General features: G+C 63.9%; 19 protein-coding genes and 1 pseudogene. 9 read left to right on the forward strand and 11 right to left on the reverse strand.

The annotated features are described in order from the left end of the window. Positions 1-238 precede the first annotated feature (238 nt). The 4 genes from HRQ64_RS16625 (at position 239) to HRQ64_RS16640 (ending at position 4,535) form a co-directional block, all read left to right on the forward strand. The gene (locus HRQ64_RS16625) at positions 239-1,330 is read left to right on the forward strand and encodes a polyamine ABC transporter substrate-binding protein (RefSeq protein WP_127754172.1); all 1,092 of its coding nucleotides are present in this window, start codon (positions 239-241) and stop codon (positions 1,328-1,330) included. A 60-nt stretch (positions 1,331-1,390) separates the two neighbouring features. Beyond that, positions 1,391-2,539, forward strand: coding sequence for a polyamine ABC transporter ATP-binding protein (gene potA / locus HRQ64_RS16630; RefSeq protein ID WP_172124458.1), 1,149 nt, complete (start codon positions 1,391-1,393; stop codon positions 2,537-2,539). 234 nt (positions 2,540-2,773) lie between these two features. Further along, the gene (locus HRQ64_RS16635; RefSeq protein WP_127754174.1) at positions 2,774-3,724 is read left to right on the forward strand and encodes an ABC transporter permease subunit; all 951 of its coding nucleotides are present in this window, start codon (positions 2,774-2,776) and stop codon (positions 3,722-3,724) included. A gap of 1 nt (position 3,725) precedes the next feature. After that, on the forward strand, positions 3,726-4,535 hold the full coding sequence (locus HRQ64_RS16640) for an ABC transporter permease subunit (RefSeq protein WP_172124460.1): 810 nt from the start codon (positions 3,726-3,728) through the stop codon (positions 4,533-4,535). Between the two features lie 236 nt (positions 4,536-4,771). On the opposite strand, the gene HRQ64_RS16645 is transcribed toward HRQ64_RS16640, so the two are convergent. Both HRQ64_RS16645 and HRQ64_RS16650 read right to left on the reverse strand, forming a co-directional pair. Beyond that, positions 4,772-5,200, reverse strand: coding sequence for an Rrf2 family transcriptional regulator (locus HRQ64_RS16645; protein WP_127754176.1), 429 nt, complete (start codon positions 5,198-5,200; stop codon positions 4,772-4,774). 861 nt (positions 5,201-6,061) lie between these two features. Then, a pseudogene (locus tag HRQ64_RS16650) lies at positions 6,062-7,843 on the reverse strand (cation:proton antiporter); the annotation flags it as partial. 298 nt (positions 7,844-8,141) lie between these two features. On the opposite strand from HRQ64_RS16650, the gene HRQ64_RS16655 reads away from it, so the two are divergent. Continuing rightward, a complete protein-coding gene (locus tag HRQ64_RS16655) occupies positions 8,142-8,981 on the forward strand; it encodes a transglutaminase family protein (protein WP_127754177.1) in 840 nt (279 codons plus the stop codon). 26 nt (positions 8,982-9,007) lie between these two features. Here HRQ64_RS16655 and HRQ64_RS16660 read toward each other — a convergent pair whose 3' ends face one another. Genes HRQ64_RS16660 through HRQ64_RS16675 form a run of 4 tightly spaced genes read right to left on the reverse strand, consistent with a single transcriptional unit; the run spans position 9,008 to position 12,720 of the window. Beyond that, entirely contained in the window at positions 9,008-9,898 is an 891-nt protein-coding gene (locus HRQ64_RS16660) for a transglutaminase family protein (RefSeq protein WP_127754178.1), read from the reverse strand. Further along, the gene (locus tag HRQ64_RS16665) at positions 9,895-10,983 is read right to left on the reverse strand and encodes an AAA family ATPase (protein WP_172124463.1); all 1,089 of its coding nucleotides are present in this window, start codon (positions 10,981-10,983) and stop codon (positions 9,895-9,897) included. Before HRQ64_RS16665 ends, HRQ64_RS16660 begins: the two co-directional genes overlap by 4 nt. Beyond that, the gene (locus tag HRQ64_RS16670) at positions 10,983-11,666 is read right to left on the reverse strand and encodes a fumarylacetoacetate hydrolase family protein (protein WP_127754180.1); all 684 of its coding nucleotides are present in this window, start codon (positions 11,664-11,666) and stop codon (positions 10,983-10,985) included. Before HRQ64_RS16670 ends, HRQ64_RS16665 begins: the two co-directional genes overlap by 1 nt. Next, positions 11,659-12,720 (reverse strand): aldo/keto reductase, encoded by a 1,062-nt coding sequence (locus HRQ64_RS16675; protein WP_172124465.1) that lies wholly within the window; start codon positions 12,718-12,720, stop codon positions 11,659-11,661. Before HRQ64_RS16675 ends, HRQ64_RS16670 begins: the two co-directional genes overlap by 8 nt. Positions 12,721-12,838: 118 nt before the next feature. On the opposite strand from HRQ64_RS16675, the gene HRQ64_RS16680 reads away from it, so the two are divergent. From HRQ64_RS16680 to HRQ64_RS16690, 3 genes are all read left to right on the forward strand, one after another. After that, positions 12,839-13,705: an EamA family transporter gene (locus HRQ64_RS16680; protein ID WP_248307072.1), complete on the forward strand. Its 867-nt coding sequence runs from the start codon at positions 12,839-12,841 to the stop codon at positions 13,703-13,705. Positions 13,706-13,778: 73 nt separating this feature from the next. Further along, complete coding sequence (locus HRQ64_RS16685) at positions 13,779-14,156, forward strand: YciI family protein (protein ID WP_127754182.1); 378 nt, start codon at positions 13,779-13,781, stop codon at positions 14,154-14,156. Next, positions 14,153-15,391, forward strand: a complete 1,239-nt coding sequence (locus HRQ64_RS16690) for an RNA polymerase sigma factor (RefSeq protein WP_172124467.1) — start codon at positions 14,153-14,155, stop codon at positions 15,389-15,391. The genes HRQ64_RS16685 and HRQ64_RS16690 overlap by 4 nt, the downstream gene beginning before the upstream one ends. Positions 15,392-15,505: 114 nt before the next feature. Here HRQ64_RS16690 and HRQ64_RS16695 read toward each other — a convergent pair whose 3' ends face one another. The 5 genes from HRQ64_RS16695 to HRQ64_RS16715 all read right to left on the reverse strand — a co-directional run bounded on the left by HRQ64_RS16695 (position 15,506) and on the right by HRQ64_RS16715 (position 17,243). Beyond that, positions 15,506-15,853: a DUF2934 domain-containing protein gene (locus tag HRQ64_RS16695; protein ID WP_127754184.1), complete on the reverse strand. Its 348-nt coding sequence runs from the start codon at positions 15,851-15,853 to the stop codon at positions 15,506-15,508. A 45-nt stretch (positions 15,854-15,898) separates the two neighbouring features. Then, positions 15,899-16,102, reverse strand: coding sequence for a hypothetical protein (locus tag HRQ64_RS16700; protein WP_127754185.1), 204 nt, complete (start codon positions 16,100-16,102; stop codon positions 15,899-15,901). 5 nt (positions 16,103-16,107) lie between these two features. Beyond that, positions 16,108-16,296: a hypothetical protein gene (locus HRQ64_RS16705; protein ID WP_127754186.1), complete on the reverse strand. Its 189-nt coding sequence runs from the start codon at positions 16,294-16,296 to the stop codon at positions 16,108-16,110. Between the two features lie 77 nt (positions 16,297-16,373). Then, entirely contained in the window at positions 16,374-16,892 is a 519-nt protein-coding gene (locus HRQ64_RS16710; protein ID WP_127754187.1) for a metallophosphoesterase family protein, read from the reverse strand. 45 nt (positions 16,893-16,937) lie between these two features. Next, positions 16,938-17,243: a hypothetical protein gene (locus tag HRQ64_RS16715; RefSeq protein WP_127754188.1), complete on the reverse strand. Its 306-nt coding sequence runs from the start codon at positions 17,241-17,243 to the stop codon at positions 16,938-16,940. Between HRQ64_RS16715 and HRQ64_RS16720 the strand changes: the two genes are divergently transcribed. Then, positions 17,242-17,661, forward strand: coding sequence for a hypothetical protein (locus tag HRQ64_RS16720; protein ID WP_172124469.1), 420 nt, complete (start codon positions 17,242-17,244; stop codon positions 17,659-17,661). The two genes, HRQ64_RS16715 and HRQ64_RS16720, sit on opposite strands and share 2 nt — an antisense overlap. Positions 17,662-17,670 lie beyond the last annotated feature (9 nt).

The following is a 17,670-nucleotide window of genomic DNA, read 5'->3' on the forward strand; positions in this document are numbered from 1 at the left end:
AGGGCACTTCGCTGTACACGGTTTGGGTTGATCGCGCCGTCTGCGCGGACCGATTTGCTCCCGGCTTTGGGCTCACGGCAGCAGTTTGTTTCAGCGTTCCAGCGCGCTTGTTCGCCATGCCGGCAGGGGCTCTTGCCTCGCCGGCGCCACAAAGATGAACGCCCTCTGAACATTTGTTCAGGCGGCCAGTTCGCCTCCCTTTTCTATCTCTATTTCCATCTCACAGGAGCTCCATCACATGAACAAGTCGCTCGCACTTGCCCTCGGCACGCTCATGGTCGCGGCACCCGTCCTCGCCCAGGAAGAGCCCGTGCTCAATGTTTATAACTGGTCGGACTATATCGCCGAGGACACCATCGCCAATTTCGAGGCGGAAACCGGCATCAAGGTCAATTACGACGTCTACGACACCAACGAGATCGTCGATGCCAAGCTGCTGGCCGGCTCGTCGGGCTATGACATCGTGGTGCCGAGCGGCAACTTCCTGCAGCGCCAGATCCAGGCCGGCCTGGTGCGTGAGCTCGACAAGTCGCAGCTGACCAATCTGGGCAATCTTGACCCCGCAGTGATGGCGACTGCTGCCGACTTCGACCCGGACAATGCCCATGCCGTGCCCTATATGATCAACACGATCGGGCTGGGCTACAACACCGCCAAGGTGGCGGAAGCGCTGGGCGCCGATACTCCGATCGACAGCTGGGATCTCCTGTTCAAGCCCGAGAACGCGGAAAAGCTCGCGAGCTGCGGCATTGCCGTGCTCGACAGCCCTTCGGAAGTGGTGGGAATTGCCCTTCATTATCTCGGGCTCGATCCCAATTCGGAAAGCGAAGAAGACCTGGCCAAGGCCGAGGAACTGCTGACCGCAATCAAGCCTTCGATCCGCTACTTCAACTCGTCCCAGTATATCGATGACCTCGGCAATGGCGAAATCTGCCTGGCGCTGGGTTATTCGGGCGACGTATTCATTGCTGCCGATGCGGCAGAAGAAGCCGGCCAGGGCGTGGAGGTGGGCTACCTCATTCCCAAGGAAGGCGCGGGCACGCTGATCGACTTCATGGCCATTCCCGTGGATGCGCCCCATCCCGAAAACGCCCACAAGTTCATCAACTACATCCTCGAGCCCGAGGTCGTGGCCGCGATCACCGATTATGTGTTCTATGCCAACCCCAACCTGCCCGCGACCGAGTTCGTGTCCGACGAGGTCAAGAACAATCCTGGCATCTACCCGCCAGCCGAAACCGTCGCCAAGGCCTTTGCCCTGACCGCGCATAGCCCCGAGTTCGAAGAACTCTTGACCCGCACCTGGACCCGCATCAAAACCGGCCAGTAACAATTCCCACCCATCGGGGGGCGGCCGCTGTGCCGCCCCTTCTGACTTTTCGAGTGCGCCATGGCCAAGAAACCCCAGATCGCCGCCGATACCCGACCCTGGCGCGACCCGGCAGCCAAACCTTTTGTGCGCATCAAGGACGTGACCAAGCGCTTCGGCGATGTTTATGCCGTCAATGAAGTTTCGCTCGATATTTTCCAGGGAGAGCTGTTCTGCCTGCTGGGCGGATCGGGATCGGGCAAATCGACGCTGCTGCGCATGCTGGCCGGTTTCGAGCAGCCCACCAGCGGCACCATCGAGATCGATGGGCAGGACATGACCGAGGTGGCCCCCTATAACCGCCCCGTCAACATGATGTTCCAGAGCTATGCCCTGTTCCCCCATATGAGCGTGGAACAGAACATCGCCTATGGCCTCAAGCGCGACCACCTGCCCAAGAACGAGATCGCCGAGCGGGTCGAGGAACTGCTCAGCCTCGTCAAGCTGCAGGATTACGGCAAGCGCCGGCCGCACCAGCTGTCGGGCGGCCAGCGCCAGCGCGTGGCTCTCGCCCGTTCGCTGGCCAAGCGACCAAAGCTGCTGCTGCTCGACGAGCCCTTGGGCGCACTCGACAAGAAGCTGCGCGAGGAAACCCAGTTCGAGCTGGTCAAGATCCAGGAATCGCTGGGCGTCACCTTCATCGTCGTGACCCACGACCAGGAAGAAGCCATGACGCTGGCCACCCGGATCGGGGTGATGAATTATGGCGAAATCGCCATGATCGGCGAGCCGACTGATATCTATGAATTCCCCAATTCGCGCTTCGTGGCCGGCTTTATCGGCTCGGTCAACATGGCCGAAGGCGTGGTGATCGACGACGAGCCCGACCATGTGCGCATCCGCTCGGCCGAGCTCGGTTGCGACATCTATGTCAGCCATGGCGTCGACTGCGCGCCCGACCAGATCCTGTGGTGGGCCGTGCGCCCCGAAAAGATCAGCCTGTCGCGCGAAAAGCCCGAGGATGAGCACGACGCCAATGTTACCAAGGGCATGGTGGAAGAAATCGGCTATCTGGGGGACATGACCGTCTACCAGATCCTGCTCGCCAGCGGCAAGCGCCTGCGGGTGACGCAAACCAATACGGTGCGCGGCAATCCCGACGCGATCACCTGGGACGAGGAAGTGTATTGCGCCTGGGGTGGCAATGCCGGCTCGGTGCTGACGGTATGATGGCCAACCCAGCCACAGCGGCGACCGGTTCGATTGCGGCATTTGGCCAGCCGCCGAGCTTGGCGATGAGCCGGAACCCCCACCCGGTCCCTCCCCTCAAGGGGGAGGGTGTGGATCGGGGCTCCCGGTCACCAGTGACACACAAGTCCACCCCCTCTTCGGCCCTCCCCTCAAGGGGGAGGGAGGGCAAAGCAACTGCATCGTGGCCCGGAACGGTCGAGGGCGGAGTTATCCATGTCCAGTTTTGACATCGACAATCCCGCGCCGCGCCGGCGGACCTGGACCATGGTGGAGCGGGGGCTCGCCGCAGTTGGGATTTCGGGCAAGATGCTGGTGATCGCGGCACCTGCGATCTGGCTGACCGTGTTCTTCCTTGTGCCGCTGGTTGTGGTCTTCGGCATTTCGCTGTCGATCAAGCAGTTCGGCCGCCCGCCCTATTCCGACCTCATCACCTTTGATGAGGAAGGCACGGTGCAGCTGACGCTGCACCTGACCAATTACCTGCGCCTGTTCACCGACAATCTTTATGTCGCCGCGTATCTCAGCTCGATCCGCATTGCCTTTATCTCGACGATCATCACGCTCCTGATCGGCTACCCCATGGCCTATGCCATTGCCCGGGCGCCTGATCGCTGGCGCAATATCCTCTTGATGCTGGTGATCCTGCCGTTCTGGACCTCGTTCCTGCTGCGCGTTTATGCGCTGACCGGCTTCATGCGTGGCAATGGTGTGATCAACCAGTTCCTCGGGCTGTTCGGCATCGAGCCGCTGGTGATGATGCAGACCGATTTCGCCGTTTATGTCGGCATTGTCTATACCTACCTGCCCTTCATGATCCTGCCGCTCTACACCAATCTGGTGAAGCTGGACGGCGCCTTGCTGGAGGCTTCGGCCGACCTCGGCGCGCGGCCCTGGCGCACTTTCCTGTCGGTGACCATGCCGCTTTCCATGCCCGGCATCATTGCCGGCTCCATGCTGGTGTTCATTCCCGCTATTGGCGAGTTCGTGATCCCCTCGCTGCTGGGCGGACCCTCGACCCTGATGATCGGGCGCGTGTTGTGGGACGAGTTCTTTGCCAACACCAACTGGCCCCGGGCCGCGGCGGTGGCTGTTGCGATGCTGGTGGTTGTGGTGATCCCGATCATGCTGCTGCAAAAGGCGCAAGACGCCGTGGTGGAGAAGTAAGATGCGGCGAGGCTGGTTTTTGCCCATCGCAGCGGCGCTGGGTTTCGTATTTCTCTACGCGCCCATCATTTCGCTGGTGGTGTTCTCGTTCAACGAATCCCGGCTGGTGACGGTCTGGTCGGGCTTTTCCTTCAAATGGTATGGCGAGCTGTTCCGCGATCCGCAGATGCTGGGTGCCGCGTGGCTGAGCCTGCAGATCGCCGCCGTCAGCGCCACCATTGCCTTGTTCCTCGGCACGCTCTGCGCCGTTGCGCTGGTGCGGTTCCGACGCTTCAGGGGCCGCACCGTGCTCGCGGGCACGGTTTCGGCGCCGCTGGTGATGCCCGACGTGATCACGGGCCTCGCATTGCTGCTCTTGTTCGTGGCCATGGAAGGCACGCTGGGCTGGCCGGCGGGCCGGGGCATGCTCACCATCATCATCGCCCATTCCGTGTTCTGCATGGCCTATGTGACGGTGGTGGTGCAATCGCGCCTGTCCGACCTCGATCTCAGCCTCGAGGAAGCGGCGATGGACCTGGGCGCGACGCCCGTACGGGTGTTTTTCGACATCACCCTGCCCATCATCGCCCCTGCCCTGGTTTCGGGCTGGCTGCTGGGCTTTACCCTGTCGCTCGATGATCTGGTGATCGCGAGCTTCGTGTCCGGCCCGGGCTCGTCCACCCTGCCCATGGTGATCTTTTCCAAGGTGCGACTGGGCGTGTCGCCCGATGTCAATGCGCTCGCGACCATCATCATCGGCATCGTGGCGTTGGGTGTGCTGGGCGCAACGCTGTTCCAGCTACGCTCACGCCCACATGCGTCAAGCCGTTAAGTTCTCGTTCAGCAAGCCGTGATTGGACAAACCGACCCGGGCACCCCATCTTTCTCATATGTTCAACAAATGTGAAGGAGGTGATCCAATGTCTATTGAGATTACGGCGATCAACGAGAGCCTTGGATTTGGTGGTCTGGCAGGCGAGGTACGCCTCGGCTAACAACACCTCCTCCGGCTTTGAGGCCGTTAAACTCAGAAAGGGCTGCCGCAAGGCGGCCCTTTTTTGTTGCCCGCTAGACCGGAAGATCTTCCAGCTGCAATGAATCGGCAAGGCTGGTCCGATCGAGCACTGCCCGGGTAGCAAGGGTGACCCGCTCGAACACGTGGCGGATTTCGCATGACGCCTCATCGCGACAATCCTCGCAACGCCGGTACGCCGTCAGCGACAGGCAGGGCAAGGGCGCGAGCGGCCCGTCGATGAGGCGCAGCACTTCGCCAAACATCACCTCTTCGGGGGAACGCGCCAGCACATAGCCGCCAAGCCGGCCGCGACGGCTGGTGACGAGCCCGGCCCGCTTGAGCTCAAGCAGGATCTGCTCGAGGAATTTCTTGGGAATGCCCTGTTCACGCGAAATCTCGCCAATCATGCGCGATTCACCGCGCGCCGCCCGGCTGAGGGCAAGCAGGGCGCGCAGCGCATATTTGGCCTTTTGCGAGATCATCGGGCTTGGCGCTTAGCCTCTCGGCTCGGGAGTCACAGGCGGCGCCACCGATGGACGGTCGGCTTCCCCGTCCTCGGGTTCCGGCGGCAGTTCGTCCAGTGACGGCAGGCTATCGCGGGGCTCGGGGGTAACCTCGGGTGGCTCGCTGGGCGCGGCCGGCTCAGCGGGCAGCGCCGGCTCAGCGGGCAGCGCCGGCTCAGCAGCCATCGCGGGCCCACCGGCAGGCAACAGCGGCTCGGGAGCCTGGGGGGTGGACAGCACCGGACCGTGCTCGTGGGTCTCGGCCGCCGCGTCGTCGACGGGCGGCACCAGCAGATCAACCGGCTCGGCGAGCGAAGCCGGCTCACCAACCTCCACCAGAGGCTCTTCGCGAACTACAGCCGCCTCGGCCGCGGACGGGTTCGCGGCGGGCGGCATAGCGGGCGCAGTTGCGGACCCGCCACCATCAACCAGCACCGGCGGCACCTGAGCCGTCTCCTGCGTCTCGGGAGTGGCACTCGGGGCGCCAACAGGATGGGCGGCAAGCGGCTCGACAGGACCGAGTGCCTCGGCGAAAGCATCGGGCGCGTCGACATCGGTGAGACTGTCGTTGAGCAACTCCGGCTCGGTTTCCATGAAATCGGGTTCGAGGGTTTCCCCGGCAAGGGTCGTGGCCAGCGGCTCGATTTCCGTGGCTTCGGCGGCGGGGTCCGATTGGAGGCTCGCAGCCTCGAAATCGCCCAGCACCGGCTCGGCCCCCGCTGCGAGCGGGGCGCCCGCGACCTTGTGCAGGATGTTTTCGGTGGGGGCGAGCCGCGCTTCGGCCGCGCGCGCCTGGGCCGCGTATTCCTGGGCAACGAGCCCATCATCGGCGCGCGCACCACTGAGCCAGGCGAGCATGCCGGCGGCAATTTCGCGCTCGCCCATGATCACCGTATCGGCGCCGTGGCGCGTGAGGTGCTCGACCTCCTCGTCCGAATGGGCGCGGGCGATGATGCGGATGGCGGGATTGAGCTTGCGGCCCTGCTCCACCACCGTGCCGGCCTCGAAGCCATTGGGAATGGCGATCATCAGCGCTTCGGCGGCACCCAGATTGGCAAGCTTGAGCACATCAAGGCTCGCAGCATTGCCCACCACGACCGCTATGTCCTTGGCGCGGGCAGCGGCCACGGCATGGTCGGTGTCTTCGATCAGCACCAGCTTGCCGGTAGGCTGCAGGGCGTCGGCGGCGACGCGCCCGACCCGGCCATAGCCCACCAGCACCGTGTGGCCGGTCAGGGTAACGGGCTCGGGAGCGTCATCGAGGTCCTGGGTGTCGCTTTCAACGCCAACCGCATTGGGCCGGTCGGTGGTCAGCGGACCATCGGAAACGACTGGCCCCTCGCCCGGCTCGATGCGGATGTCGTCGTCGCGTGCCGAGCGGCGGCCGAACTGGGCTTCGAAGGTTGGCTTGAGCACGTCAGCGCCCCAGAACACCAGCGGGTTGAGCACGATGGAGATCAGTGCGCCCGCCAGGATCAGGTCCTGCCCTTCGGGCGGAAGGATCGCCAGCGACACGCCGAGCGAAGCAAGGATGAACGAGAACTCGCCGATCTGCGCCAGCGACGCCGAGATGGTCAGCGCGGTGCCAACCGGGCGGCGGAACAACAGCACGATGCCAAAGGCGGCGGCGGATTTGCCGATCAGGATGATGAACACGGTGGCCAGCACCGGCAGGGGATCGGTGATGATGATGGAAGGGTCGAACAGCATGCCGACCGACACAAAGAACAGGACGGCAAAGGCGTCGCGTAGCGGCAGGGTTTCCTGGGCGGCGCGGTGGCTGAGCTCGCTTTCCGACAGGATCATGCCGGCAAAAAATGCACCCAGCGCCAGCGACACACCGAACAGCACGGCTGAACCTAGCGCCACGCCCAGTGCAATGGCGAGCACGGCCAGCCGGAACAGTTCGCGCGAGCCGGTATGGGCAGTGGCGTGGAGGGCCCAGGGGATGAGCCTCCGGCCAACGATCAGCATGAAGCCCACAAAGGCCGCGACCTTGACGAGGGTCAGGAACAGCACGCCCCAGATCCCCACTTCGGTGCGCAGCACGCGCTCGACAAACGACACGAAGGGATCGTGGATGCCGCTATCGGTGCCATAAAGGCTGGCAATGGCGGGGATCAGCACCAGCGCCAGCACCATGGCCAGATCCTCGACGATCAGCCAGCCAACGGCGATGCGGCCCCGCTCGGTTTCAATCAAGCGGCGGTCCTGCAGGGCCTTGAGCAGCACGACGGTGGAGGCCACCGAAAGCGCGAGGCCAAACAGCAGGCCCGCGCCGATGCCCCAGCCCAGAACGATCCCCAAACCCAGTCCCAACAGTGTGGCAAAGCCGATTTGCACCAGCGCGCCGGGAATGGCGAGCGCGCGTACGCTCATCAGGTCCTTGAGCGAGAAATGCAGCCCCACCCCGAACATGAGGAGGATCACGCCCAGCTCGGCCAGTTCTGCCCCCAGCGCCTGGTCGGCGACAAAGCCGGGCGTATTGGGGCCCACCAGAATACCGGCAAACAGATAACCCACCAGCGGCGGGAGCCGGAAGCGATTGGCAATCATCCCGAAGATAAAGGCCAGCACCAGACCCGCGACGATCGTCGAGATCAGGGGGGTATCATGGTGCATGAAAGAACTCCGGGCTAACAACAAGGACAAGTGCAGGAATGACCCTGCTGCAAATTGGGGCATCACTGCGTGATCCGCAAGCGCCCGCTATCGGGAAAAGTGCAGCAATTAAATCGGTTTGGTCAGTTTTGCTGCAGCCCTCTCTTTGTTGATCAAGTTTGTCAGCGTGATGGCGAGCTTGACTAAAGCGCAGGGGGCTCGCAAGGGTTGCGGCGGTGGCGAGGTTCAAGCGCCAGCGAACCGCGCGATCCCACCGATTGCCGCCGGGTTTCGCACCCTGGGCAGACACGGAGTGGCGATGCGGTTATCCATTGGCTGTGAGATCGATTACGAGGTTTTCGACAACGCCACCTTGATCTTCAATGTCGAGGCGATGCATGGCGGGCGCCAGCGAATATTGAACGAGCGCATTGTGGTCACCCCGCCATTCGTGACCGAGCAGTTTACCGCCAACGACACTGGCAACCGGTTCCGGCGCCTGACGGCATCGGGTGGAGCGCTCAAGCTCCGCTATGACGCCCAGATCGTGCTTGATCCAGTGCTGGCGAACCCGGCCGATATCGGCGAAGTTCCGGTGGCGCAGCTGCCGCCCGAAACCCTCGGGTTTCTCAATCCCTCGCGATATTGTCCATCGGACCTCCTGGCCCGCTTTGCGTCGCGCCAGTTCGGCGATGTGGAGCCTGGCTTTGTCCGGGTGACCGAGATCTGCAACTGGATCCATGAGGAGGTCGATTACCTCGCCGGCTCCAGCGACACCTCAACAACGGCGGCCGACACCTTTGCCACGCGCGCTGGCGTGTGCCGCGACTTTGCGCATCTGGGCGTGACCTTTTGCCGGGCGCTCGGCATCCCCGCCCGCTTTGTGTCCTGTTATGCCTGGCAGCTGCAGCCGCAGGATTTCCATGCGGTGTTTGAGGCCTATCTCGGTGACCGCTGGTACTTGTTCGACCCCACGCGCATGGCGGCGCTTGACGGGCTGGTGCGGATCGGCTCGGGACGCGACGCAGCCGACACGGCCTTTGCTACGCTTTTTGGCAATGTGCAGTCGCGCGGAGTGCGCGTTTGGGCCGATGCGCTCGATGCGGATACGGATGAACCCTGGACAGTGGATGCGGTCAGCGTCGCCGAACTCAGCTGAACCAGACGGCGCCCAGGGCCGAGCCTTCAGCCCATAGAATCTTGCAGCGAGGTCACGCGCTCGACCCGGACTTCCACATCCATGCCCAGGTAATCCCCCGCAGCGCCGGTATAGGTGCCGGCAATGGGAATGGCCTGCCCGGGCTCGCGCGCCACCCCGACCCGGATCAGGTCGCGGGTGCCAATGATGCCATTGGTTGGATCAAATTCCACCCACCCGGCTCCCGGCAGGAAGACCTGGCACCAGGCATGGGTTGCGCCGCCGCCGCGATGACTGCCATCGCGGTCTGGGGAGTAAAGATAACCCGACACAAACCGGGCGGCGAGGCCGAGCGAGCGGACGGCCTCCATCATCAGCAGCGCGAAATCCCGGCAGGTGCCGCGCCGGCTCGACAGGGTGACGGAGGGGCGCTGCGTGCCCGGCTGGGTGCGCCGGATATAGGCAAAGCTTTCCTTGATGGCATAGGTCATGGTCATCAGCAGGTGACCGGTATTGGTGCTGCCCCGCGGATCAAGGAAGCGCCGCGCCCAGCTGTCGACTTCGGTTTCCTCGGGAAACTGGCGCTGGCTGGTGGGCCCCAGATCCACCGCGTCCGTGCCGCCATAGTCAAAGGGATACAGCTTGGCGCGCGGATCGATCTCGAAATCGGGCGAGCTTTCGGGCGCATGATCGAGCACCATGCTGGCGACGATGCGCAGCTCGTCAGCGGGCTTCTCGAAGCGCGCGAGGGCGATGCAATTGCCAAACACATCATGGATCCAGCGCACACCGACCGGTTCAGGCGAGATGCGAAGGGCAAAGGATTCCAGCGTTTGTTCCATGCTGTCACGCGGGCGCACCAGAAGGCGGTGCTCCCCGAACTGTACAGGACCGGCATAGCGGTAGACCGTCTCGTGCCTGACCTGGAGCAGGGTCATGAGACCACCGTGATCTTTTCGGCCGCCCGGGTGATGGCGGTGTAAAGCCAGCGCGCGCGTTCCTCACGGAACACGAAGCTTTCGTCGAACAAGTAGACATTGTCCCACTGGCTACCCTGCGCCTTGTGCACGGTCAGGCAATAGCCAAAGGTGAATTCATCAAATTGCCGCCGCTCGGGCCAGCTCATGGCGTCTTCTTCGCCCGAAAAGAACGCCTTGTGGGTCATTACCTTGGCTTCGCCCTTGCCCTCGTCAGCGCCCAGCAGCAGCGAATATTTGCCATTCGCCTTGCGCGCCACTTCGGTGACGATCCAGATCTGGCCATTGAGGAGGCGCTTGCGCGGATTGTTGCGCAGGCACACCATGCGATCGCCCACCACCGGCTCGTGAAATGGCAGGCCGCGCAACTCGCGCAGGCGGTCATTGTACTGCAGCCGCGTCTTGTTGCGTCCCACCAGCACCTGGTCGGCCTGGAGCACAGCATCGCGATCCACTGAGTCACGCCCGACCACCAGTGACTCGCCATAGCGGCCATGTTCGAGATAGCCGCCTTCGCGCACATCCATGGACAACCGGATGATCGGATTGTCGGCAGCCTGGCGATGGATTTCGGTGAGCATGATATCGGGCTCGTCGGCGGTGAAAAACCCCGCACCCTGCACCGGCGGCAGCTGGAAGGGGTCGCCCAGCACCAGCACCTTGACCCCAAAGGACAGCAGGTCCTGCCCCAGCTGCTCGTCTACCATCGAGACTTCATCGATGACGATGAGATCGGCATCCGCTGCGGGTGATTCCGGATCGAGCACGAAACGGGGCTCGCCTTCCTTTTCGCTCACCAGCGAATAGATCAGCGAATGGATGGTCTGGGCACCCTTGCAGCCACGCCGACGCATCACCAGCGCGGCCTTGCCGGTGAAGGCGGCATATTTAACGTTCTTGACGTCACTGCCCAGATGCACGGCAAGCGTCGACTTGCCGGTGCCCGCCCAGCCGAACAGCCGGAACACCTGCGGCCCGTCCCGATCCTTGAGCCAGCTGGACACGGCTTTGAGGGCCGCGTCCTGTTGTGCCGACCATTGCGTCATCAGCTGATCGTGGTCGCGATAGTGCCCACGCCTTCAATTGTGCCAACCAGCTGGTCGCCGCGCTGAACCGCGCCGACGCCGGCCGGCGTGCCGGTCATGATCAGATCGCCCGGCTCGAGACGAACCAGACCCGAGAGATAAGCGATGGTTTCAGCCACGCCCCAGAGCTGGTCACCCAGATCGCCACGCTGCCGCTCGACGCCATTAACGCTCAGAGTAATGGCACCCGTGCCGGGATGCCCGATCCGATCAACCGGCACGATGGTGCCGATGGGGGCGGACTGGTCAAAGCCCTTGGCCATGTCCCAGGGCCGGCCGGCCTTCTTGGCGACGGCCTGCAGGTCGCGCCGCGTCATGTCGAGGCCGGCGGCATAACCGAACACGTGATCGAGGGCCTGGCTTTCCGGGATGTCGACGCCGCCGGTGCCGATGGCCACCACCAGTTCGATCTCGTGGTGCAGGTCACTGGTTTGGGGGGGATAAGGCACCGCGCTGCTATCCGTCACCACGGCATCGGCGGGCTTGCAGAAAAAGAACGGAGCTTCGCGCGCGTCATTGCCCATTTCACGGGCGTGTTCGGCATAGTTGCGTCCAACGCAGAAAATGCGTCGCACCGGAAACATCCGTCCGTCATCCACAGGAAGGCCAACGGGTGCCGGTGGCGAAAACACAAACTCAGTCACGCTTGAATTCCTCTACATAAGAGCCCAGCAAATCCTGGTCGATGGGCCCAAGCCGGTCGTTGGCGGTAAAAGTCTGGTGCCAATAGGGATAAAGCAGCGGCGGCCGGCTGACGGCGTCGAGCCGCGCCCGCTCCTCATTGGAGAGCTTGAGCTCGGCGGCAGCGAGATTGTCGCGGAACTGCTCTTCGCTGCGCCCGCCGATGATCACCGAAGTGACGCCCGGCCGGCCCAGCAGCCAGGCCAGCGACACCTGCGCCCCCGACACATTGCGCTCTTCGGCAATGGCGACGATCACATCGATGATGTCATAGAGCCGATCCCAATCAGGCACCGGCGGCTCGCGCCAGCCCCCCACATGGCGGCCGGCATCGGGGCCGCCTTCGCGCCGGTATTTGCCCGACAGGAGTCCGCCGGCAAGCGGAGACCAAACGAGAATGCCCAGCCCCTGATCCTGGCTGATCGGCACCAGCTCATATTCGGCTTCGCGCGAATGGAGGGTGTAATGGATCTGCTGGGAAATGAAGCGTTCATTGTGGCGCTCGCCGGCAGCCTGGAGCGCCTTCATGATGTGCCAGCCAGAGTAATTGGAGCAGCCGATATAGCGGACATGGCCGTGCTTGACCAAGATGTCGAGCGCTTCCATGGTTTCTTCAACCGGGGTCATCCCGTCCCATTCATGGACTTGGTAAAGATCGATATGGTCGGTCTTGAGGCGCTTGAGGCTGGCCTTGCACTGCTCGATGATGTGATGGCGCGACAGACCCGCATCATTGGGACCATCGCCGGTGCGGAAGCGCACCTTGGTGGCAAGCAGGGTGCGCTCGCGGCGCCCGTTTTCGCTCAGCGCCACCCCGATCATCTCCTCGGACACGCCCTTGTTGTAGATATTGGCGGTGTCGAGCAGGTTGATGCCGTGATCGAGGCAGAGATCGATCTGGCGGGTGGCTTCGTCCTGGGGCGTGTTGCCCACCCGCTCGGAGCCACCAAAGGTCATGGTGCCCATGGTCAGGCTGGATACGCGAAGTCCCGAACGGCCGAGATAACGATACTCCATGGCGGAGCTCCTGTTGTGCTGGGTCGTTAGGGCTAGTGCGCAAACGCGGTCGGGTCAATGCGCGCTATGCGCGGGCACCCCAAAACTGCTACGAGTCTGGCCTCCACTGGAAGCCTTGTTGTTGCGGCCCGCCAATCCATTTGTATCTGTTTCGCTGGTGACGCTGGGCATGGTGGCCACGCAGATCGGCGCTTCGCTCGCCAAGGGGCTGTTCCTCCTGATCGGGGCAAGCGGCACCACGGCGCTGCGCCTGCTGCTTTCGGCGCTGGTGCTAGCCATCCTGTTCCGGCCCTGGCGGTTCCGGCTCGATCGGGCGCAGTGGCGCGCCGTGGGTTTTTATGGCGCTGCGATGGGCGCCATGAACCTGCTGTTTTATAGCGCGCTCGCCACCATTCCCCTTGGCGTCGCGGTGGCGCTGGAATTCACCGGCCCCCTGGCCGTGGCGCTGGCGGGCTCGCGCCGCGGCATTGATTTTGGCTGGGTGGCGCTGGCGGTGCTGGGGCTGCTGTTCCTTTTGCCGCTATTTGGCTTGTCTGAGCCGATGGACCCAATGGGGGTCGTTCTGGCACTGGCCGCCGGGGCGTTCTGGGCGGGCTATATTGTTTTCGGGCAGCGCGCGGGTACGGGTGGCGGGCCCCATACGGTGGCGCTGGGCGTGGGGCTTGGGGCAGCGCTGGTGCTGCCCTTCGGGCTGTGGAGTGCGGGCGCCGCCATGTTTGACCCGGCCATCCTGCCACTGGCGCTGGCCATGGCGCTCCTGTCCAGCGCCATTCCTTATTCGCTCGACATGCTGGCGTTGCCCCACCTGCCGGCGCGCACTTTTGGCATCCTGATGAGCGCACAGCCGGCGCTGGCCGCGTTGATGGGGCTGGTGCTCCTGGGCGAGCAATTGAGCGCGTGGCAATGGGCCGGCATTGGCGCGGTGATGCTGGCGTCGCTGGGCAGCACCGCCACAGCCCATCGCAGCCCGCCGCCACTGGCCTGAACCCGACGAAATCGGCTGCAAGGCCTGTCGGCTTTTGGCATAGTCCCGCGTCATCAATCAGAAGGGACGCGCCATGCTCTACGCCGTGTTGTGCTATAGTGACGAAAATGTCGTCGGCTCCTGGACCAAGGAAGAAGACGATGCCTGCCTTGCCCGCCTGGCCCAGGTGCAGGACCGGCTGGATCAAAAGGGCAAGCTCGGTCCCGTGGTGCGCCTGCTCCCCACCACCGCCGCGACCACGCTGCGCAAATCGGGCTCGGGCGAGCCGCTGGTGATCGACGGCCCCTTTGCCGAAACCAAGGAACAGTTCCTGGGCTTTTACGTCGCCGATTGCGAAACCCTCGATGAAGCGATCACCTTTGCCAAGGACCTCGCCAAAGCCAATCCGGTGCAGGGTTCCTATGAAATCCGGCCGCTTTCCATCTACAAACCCAGTGGACTCAAGCCATGACCGACAGCGCCTGGATCGCAGCAGCCCTTTCGGCAGCTCGCCCCCAGGCGCTGAGCGCCTTGTTGCGCTATTTCCGCGACCTTGATCGCGCCGAGGAAGCCTTTCAGGAGGCGAGCCTGCGCGCGATCAAGACCTGGCCCGAAAAAGGCCCGCCGCGCGAACCGGTGGCGTGGCTGGTTTTCGTGGGCCGCAACAGCGGCATCGACCAGGTGCGCAAGACCCGGCGCAATGTGCCCCTGCCCGCCGACGACATCCTCTCCGATCTCGACGATGCCGAAGCCGACATGGCCGAGCGGCTCGACAACGAGCATTATCGCGACGACATCCTGCGGCTGCTGTTCATCTGCTGCCATCCCGAATTGCCGGCCACCCAGCAGATCGCGCTGGCGCTGCGCATCGTGGCGGGCGTGCCCACCAGGCAGATCGCCCGCGCCTTCCTTGTGGGGGAAGCGGCGATGGAGCAACGTATCACCCGCGCCAAGGCGCGCGTCGCCGCCAATGCCGTGCCGTTCGACCCACCCGATGCGGTGGCCCGCGCCGAGCGGCTGGGGGCGGTGGCGCTGATGATCTACCTCATTTTCAATGAAGGCTATTCGCGCGGCCACTCCGATGAAGCGGCGGCGCGGCTTTGCGACGAGGCGATCCGGCTCGGACGCTTGCTGTTGCGCCTCTTCCCCACTGAACCCGAGATCATGGGCCTGCTGGCGCTGATGCTGCTGCAGCATGCGCGCAACCCCGCGCGCGCCGACGCCGCTGGCAATCTGGTCCTGCTGGAAGACCAGGATCGCAGCTTGTGGAACGGCCAGATGGCGGCCGAGGGGCTGGCCTTGGTGCAAAAAGCGCTGCGGCACGGGGAGCCCGGCGCCTATCAGGTGCAGGCTGCCATCGCCGCCCGGCACGCCGTGGCCCAAAGCGCCGCTGAAACCGACTGGGCCAGTATCGAGCAGCTATATGGCCTGCTCGAAGTGCTCCAGCCCTCCCCGGTGGTGACGCTCAACCGCGCCGTCGCCGTGAGCAAGGCGCGTGGGCCCGCCGCGGCGCTGGCGCTGGTGGAGCCCCTTGCCGAGCGCCTTGATGGCTATTTTCATTTCCATGGGGTGCGGGGCGGCTTGCTGCTGCAGCTGGGCGAACACGCCGCAGCGCGCGAAGCCTTCAACCGGGCGATTGCACTGGCGGGATCCCCCGCGGAAGCGGCCCATATTCGCGGCCACCTCGATCGGCTGGGAACGCTGTAAGATGGTGGTGACGATCCGGCGCCGCTCAACCAGCACAGTTCAAGCTAGCAAGCGAGGCTTCGTCGGCTGCAAGGGCGCAAAAAAGATGCCGGCGCGGACGCCGGCATCGGTTTGTTATTTGGCGGAATTCCCTCGGGCTCCGGCCTGACCGGCCGAGGAGCCTGCGCCCCCTGACTGGCGGGCACCGGCTTGCTGTTCGCCGATGGTGCCGCCGACCGGTCCGTCAATCCCGGTGGGCTGACTGCCAGGCGGCAAGGCCTCTGCAGGCGGAACGCCGATGGGATTGGGAACCATGTCCTCGATCCCGCCGCCGCCCTCGTCATCCTGCTCGCCCTGGGCGGAGAACTCATCGCTGGCCTGGCGCCAGTGATCCTCGTGGCGCCCTTCGGGGCGGCCTTCCTGCTCCCAGAGCTGGTAAGCGCGGTCCCGGGTCTTGCCTTCTTTATGCTCGTCCTGGTCCATCGGATTGCCTCCTCGGGCGGTTGTCAAAGGGGGTGTAAGCGGCGCCTAACCCTTGTCGCGGTTGTTGTGGGTGTGATGGCTGTCGCGCACCCCGCCCCCGCCTGAAACGTCGGACTGCCGCCCATTGGTCGGCTCCCCTGGCGCTGGACCGCGACCCTCAGTGGGGTCGGGAAGGTCCTCACGTTGGTGGCTGCTGCCGGGACCGCCATGGTGGCGATTGGCTTCCGGAATTTTCTGAGATGTAGACATGGCGCTCACCGATCGTGCTGCAGACCCTGATTGGTCGTGTTCTGCTTGATGTTGCCTTGGCGACCCTGCTGATCATAGTTGCGTTCGGCGCCATTGGCGGCGGCGTTGCTGGTATTTGGATCCAGGGTGGCCTCGCCGCCGGGGCCTTTGGTGCTCCGGTTGGCGGGTGGCACGGGAGGCAGATGTTTGCTCATCGTTGATCTCCTTTTGCGTAAGGGAAAACGTGCAAGCCCCCAGCATGTTCCCCAATTGGTGCCGGCAATAACGGGAGCTAAGCGGGAAGCTTGGCCGCCCGGCGCGCCTTGCGGCTGGCCAGCACGGTTTGCAGCGGCACCGGCGCCCAGCCCTGCGGATCGACGCCCACGTCGTATTGGCGCGTGACCGGGCTTAGCCGTCCATGGGAGTGGCCATGCAGGTTGATGGACTTCTTGCCCTGCGCGTTCCAGGTGCGGAACGGATAGTGGCAAAGCACCAGCATATGGCCCTCCAGATGCAGTTCGGCATAATGTTGCACGCTGGCCCAGCCGTCGGCGGCCAAGGTGGCCGGCCCGTCATTATTGCCAATGATCAGGTGCTTGCGGCCGGGGAGCGCAGCGAGCAGGGCCGCAACGGTGGCGCTGTCGCCGCGGGAAAAATCGCCGAGATGCCAGACTTCATCCTCGGGGGAAACCGTCTGCGCCCAGGCGGCAACCAGCGCCGTGTCATGTTCGGCAACCGTGCTGAAGGGGCGCCGGTCGATGCGCAACACGCGCGGATCGCCAAAATGGCTGTCGCTGGTAAAGAAAATCATCCCGCCTCCCCGCCTGGCCGCGTCGAGCCTTGAGCCAAACACGCGTTAATAGGGTCGGGAAAGCGCGCCGCCACCATCGGCGAGCAGGGCGCGCCATTGCATGTGGTCCCCAAGGAAATTGGCGGGCGCAGCCTCGAACTCGACGATCACCCGCAACATCAGGCGATAGGCTTCATTGGACACGGCGAACACCAGCCGCAAGGGCCCCTGCTCGGGGATGAGTTCGGCGGCCACCTCCATGGCCGTGCGCAAGGCTTCCTCGCGCGCAGCCGGAAGGTCCTGCAACTCGACGCCGGTGTGATCGAGGCTGAGATCACCATTGGCCATCATGTCAAAGTAAAATCGGGGCATGCACTTAATTCCTGCTCGCACCAAGCAATGCTCAGCTCTCGCGATTGTTTCCGTCCGCTTCGATCACAATCTGGAACTCTGCTGCAGTTCTGCGCCTTTGTATCAATGGCAACAAAGGTCGGAGAGGTCCCATGCCCCGTTTTCAAACCTGCCCACCACATGCGGCACCCGCCGACGCGGTTGTGGTCAATATCTGGCATGCCCTGGCCGGGTGGTTGGCGATGTGGGCTGCGCCCATTGCCCCAATGCAAGTGATTACATCGTCCCCGACTTCCCTCGACCGGTGCCGCTGGCGTTGGAACGCGCCGAGGAAGTTCGCGCCCATTGCGGGCTTGCCCGGGTGGTCATCGCCATTGATGATCCGAGCCTATGGAAAGCCGAATGGGGCGCATTGCTGCAAGCTGAAGGCGTTCATTGAACCCTGACG

Source organism: Devosia sp. 919 (assembly GCF_013185965.1).
GTDB lineage: Bacteria > Pseudomonadota > Alphaproteobacteria > Rhizobiales > Devosiaceae > Devosia.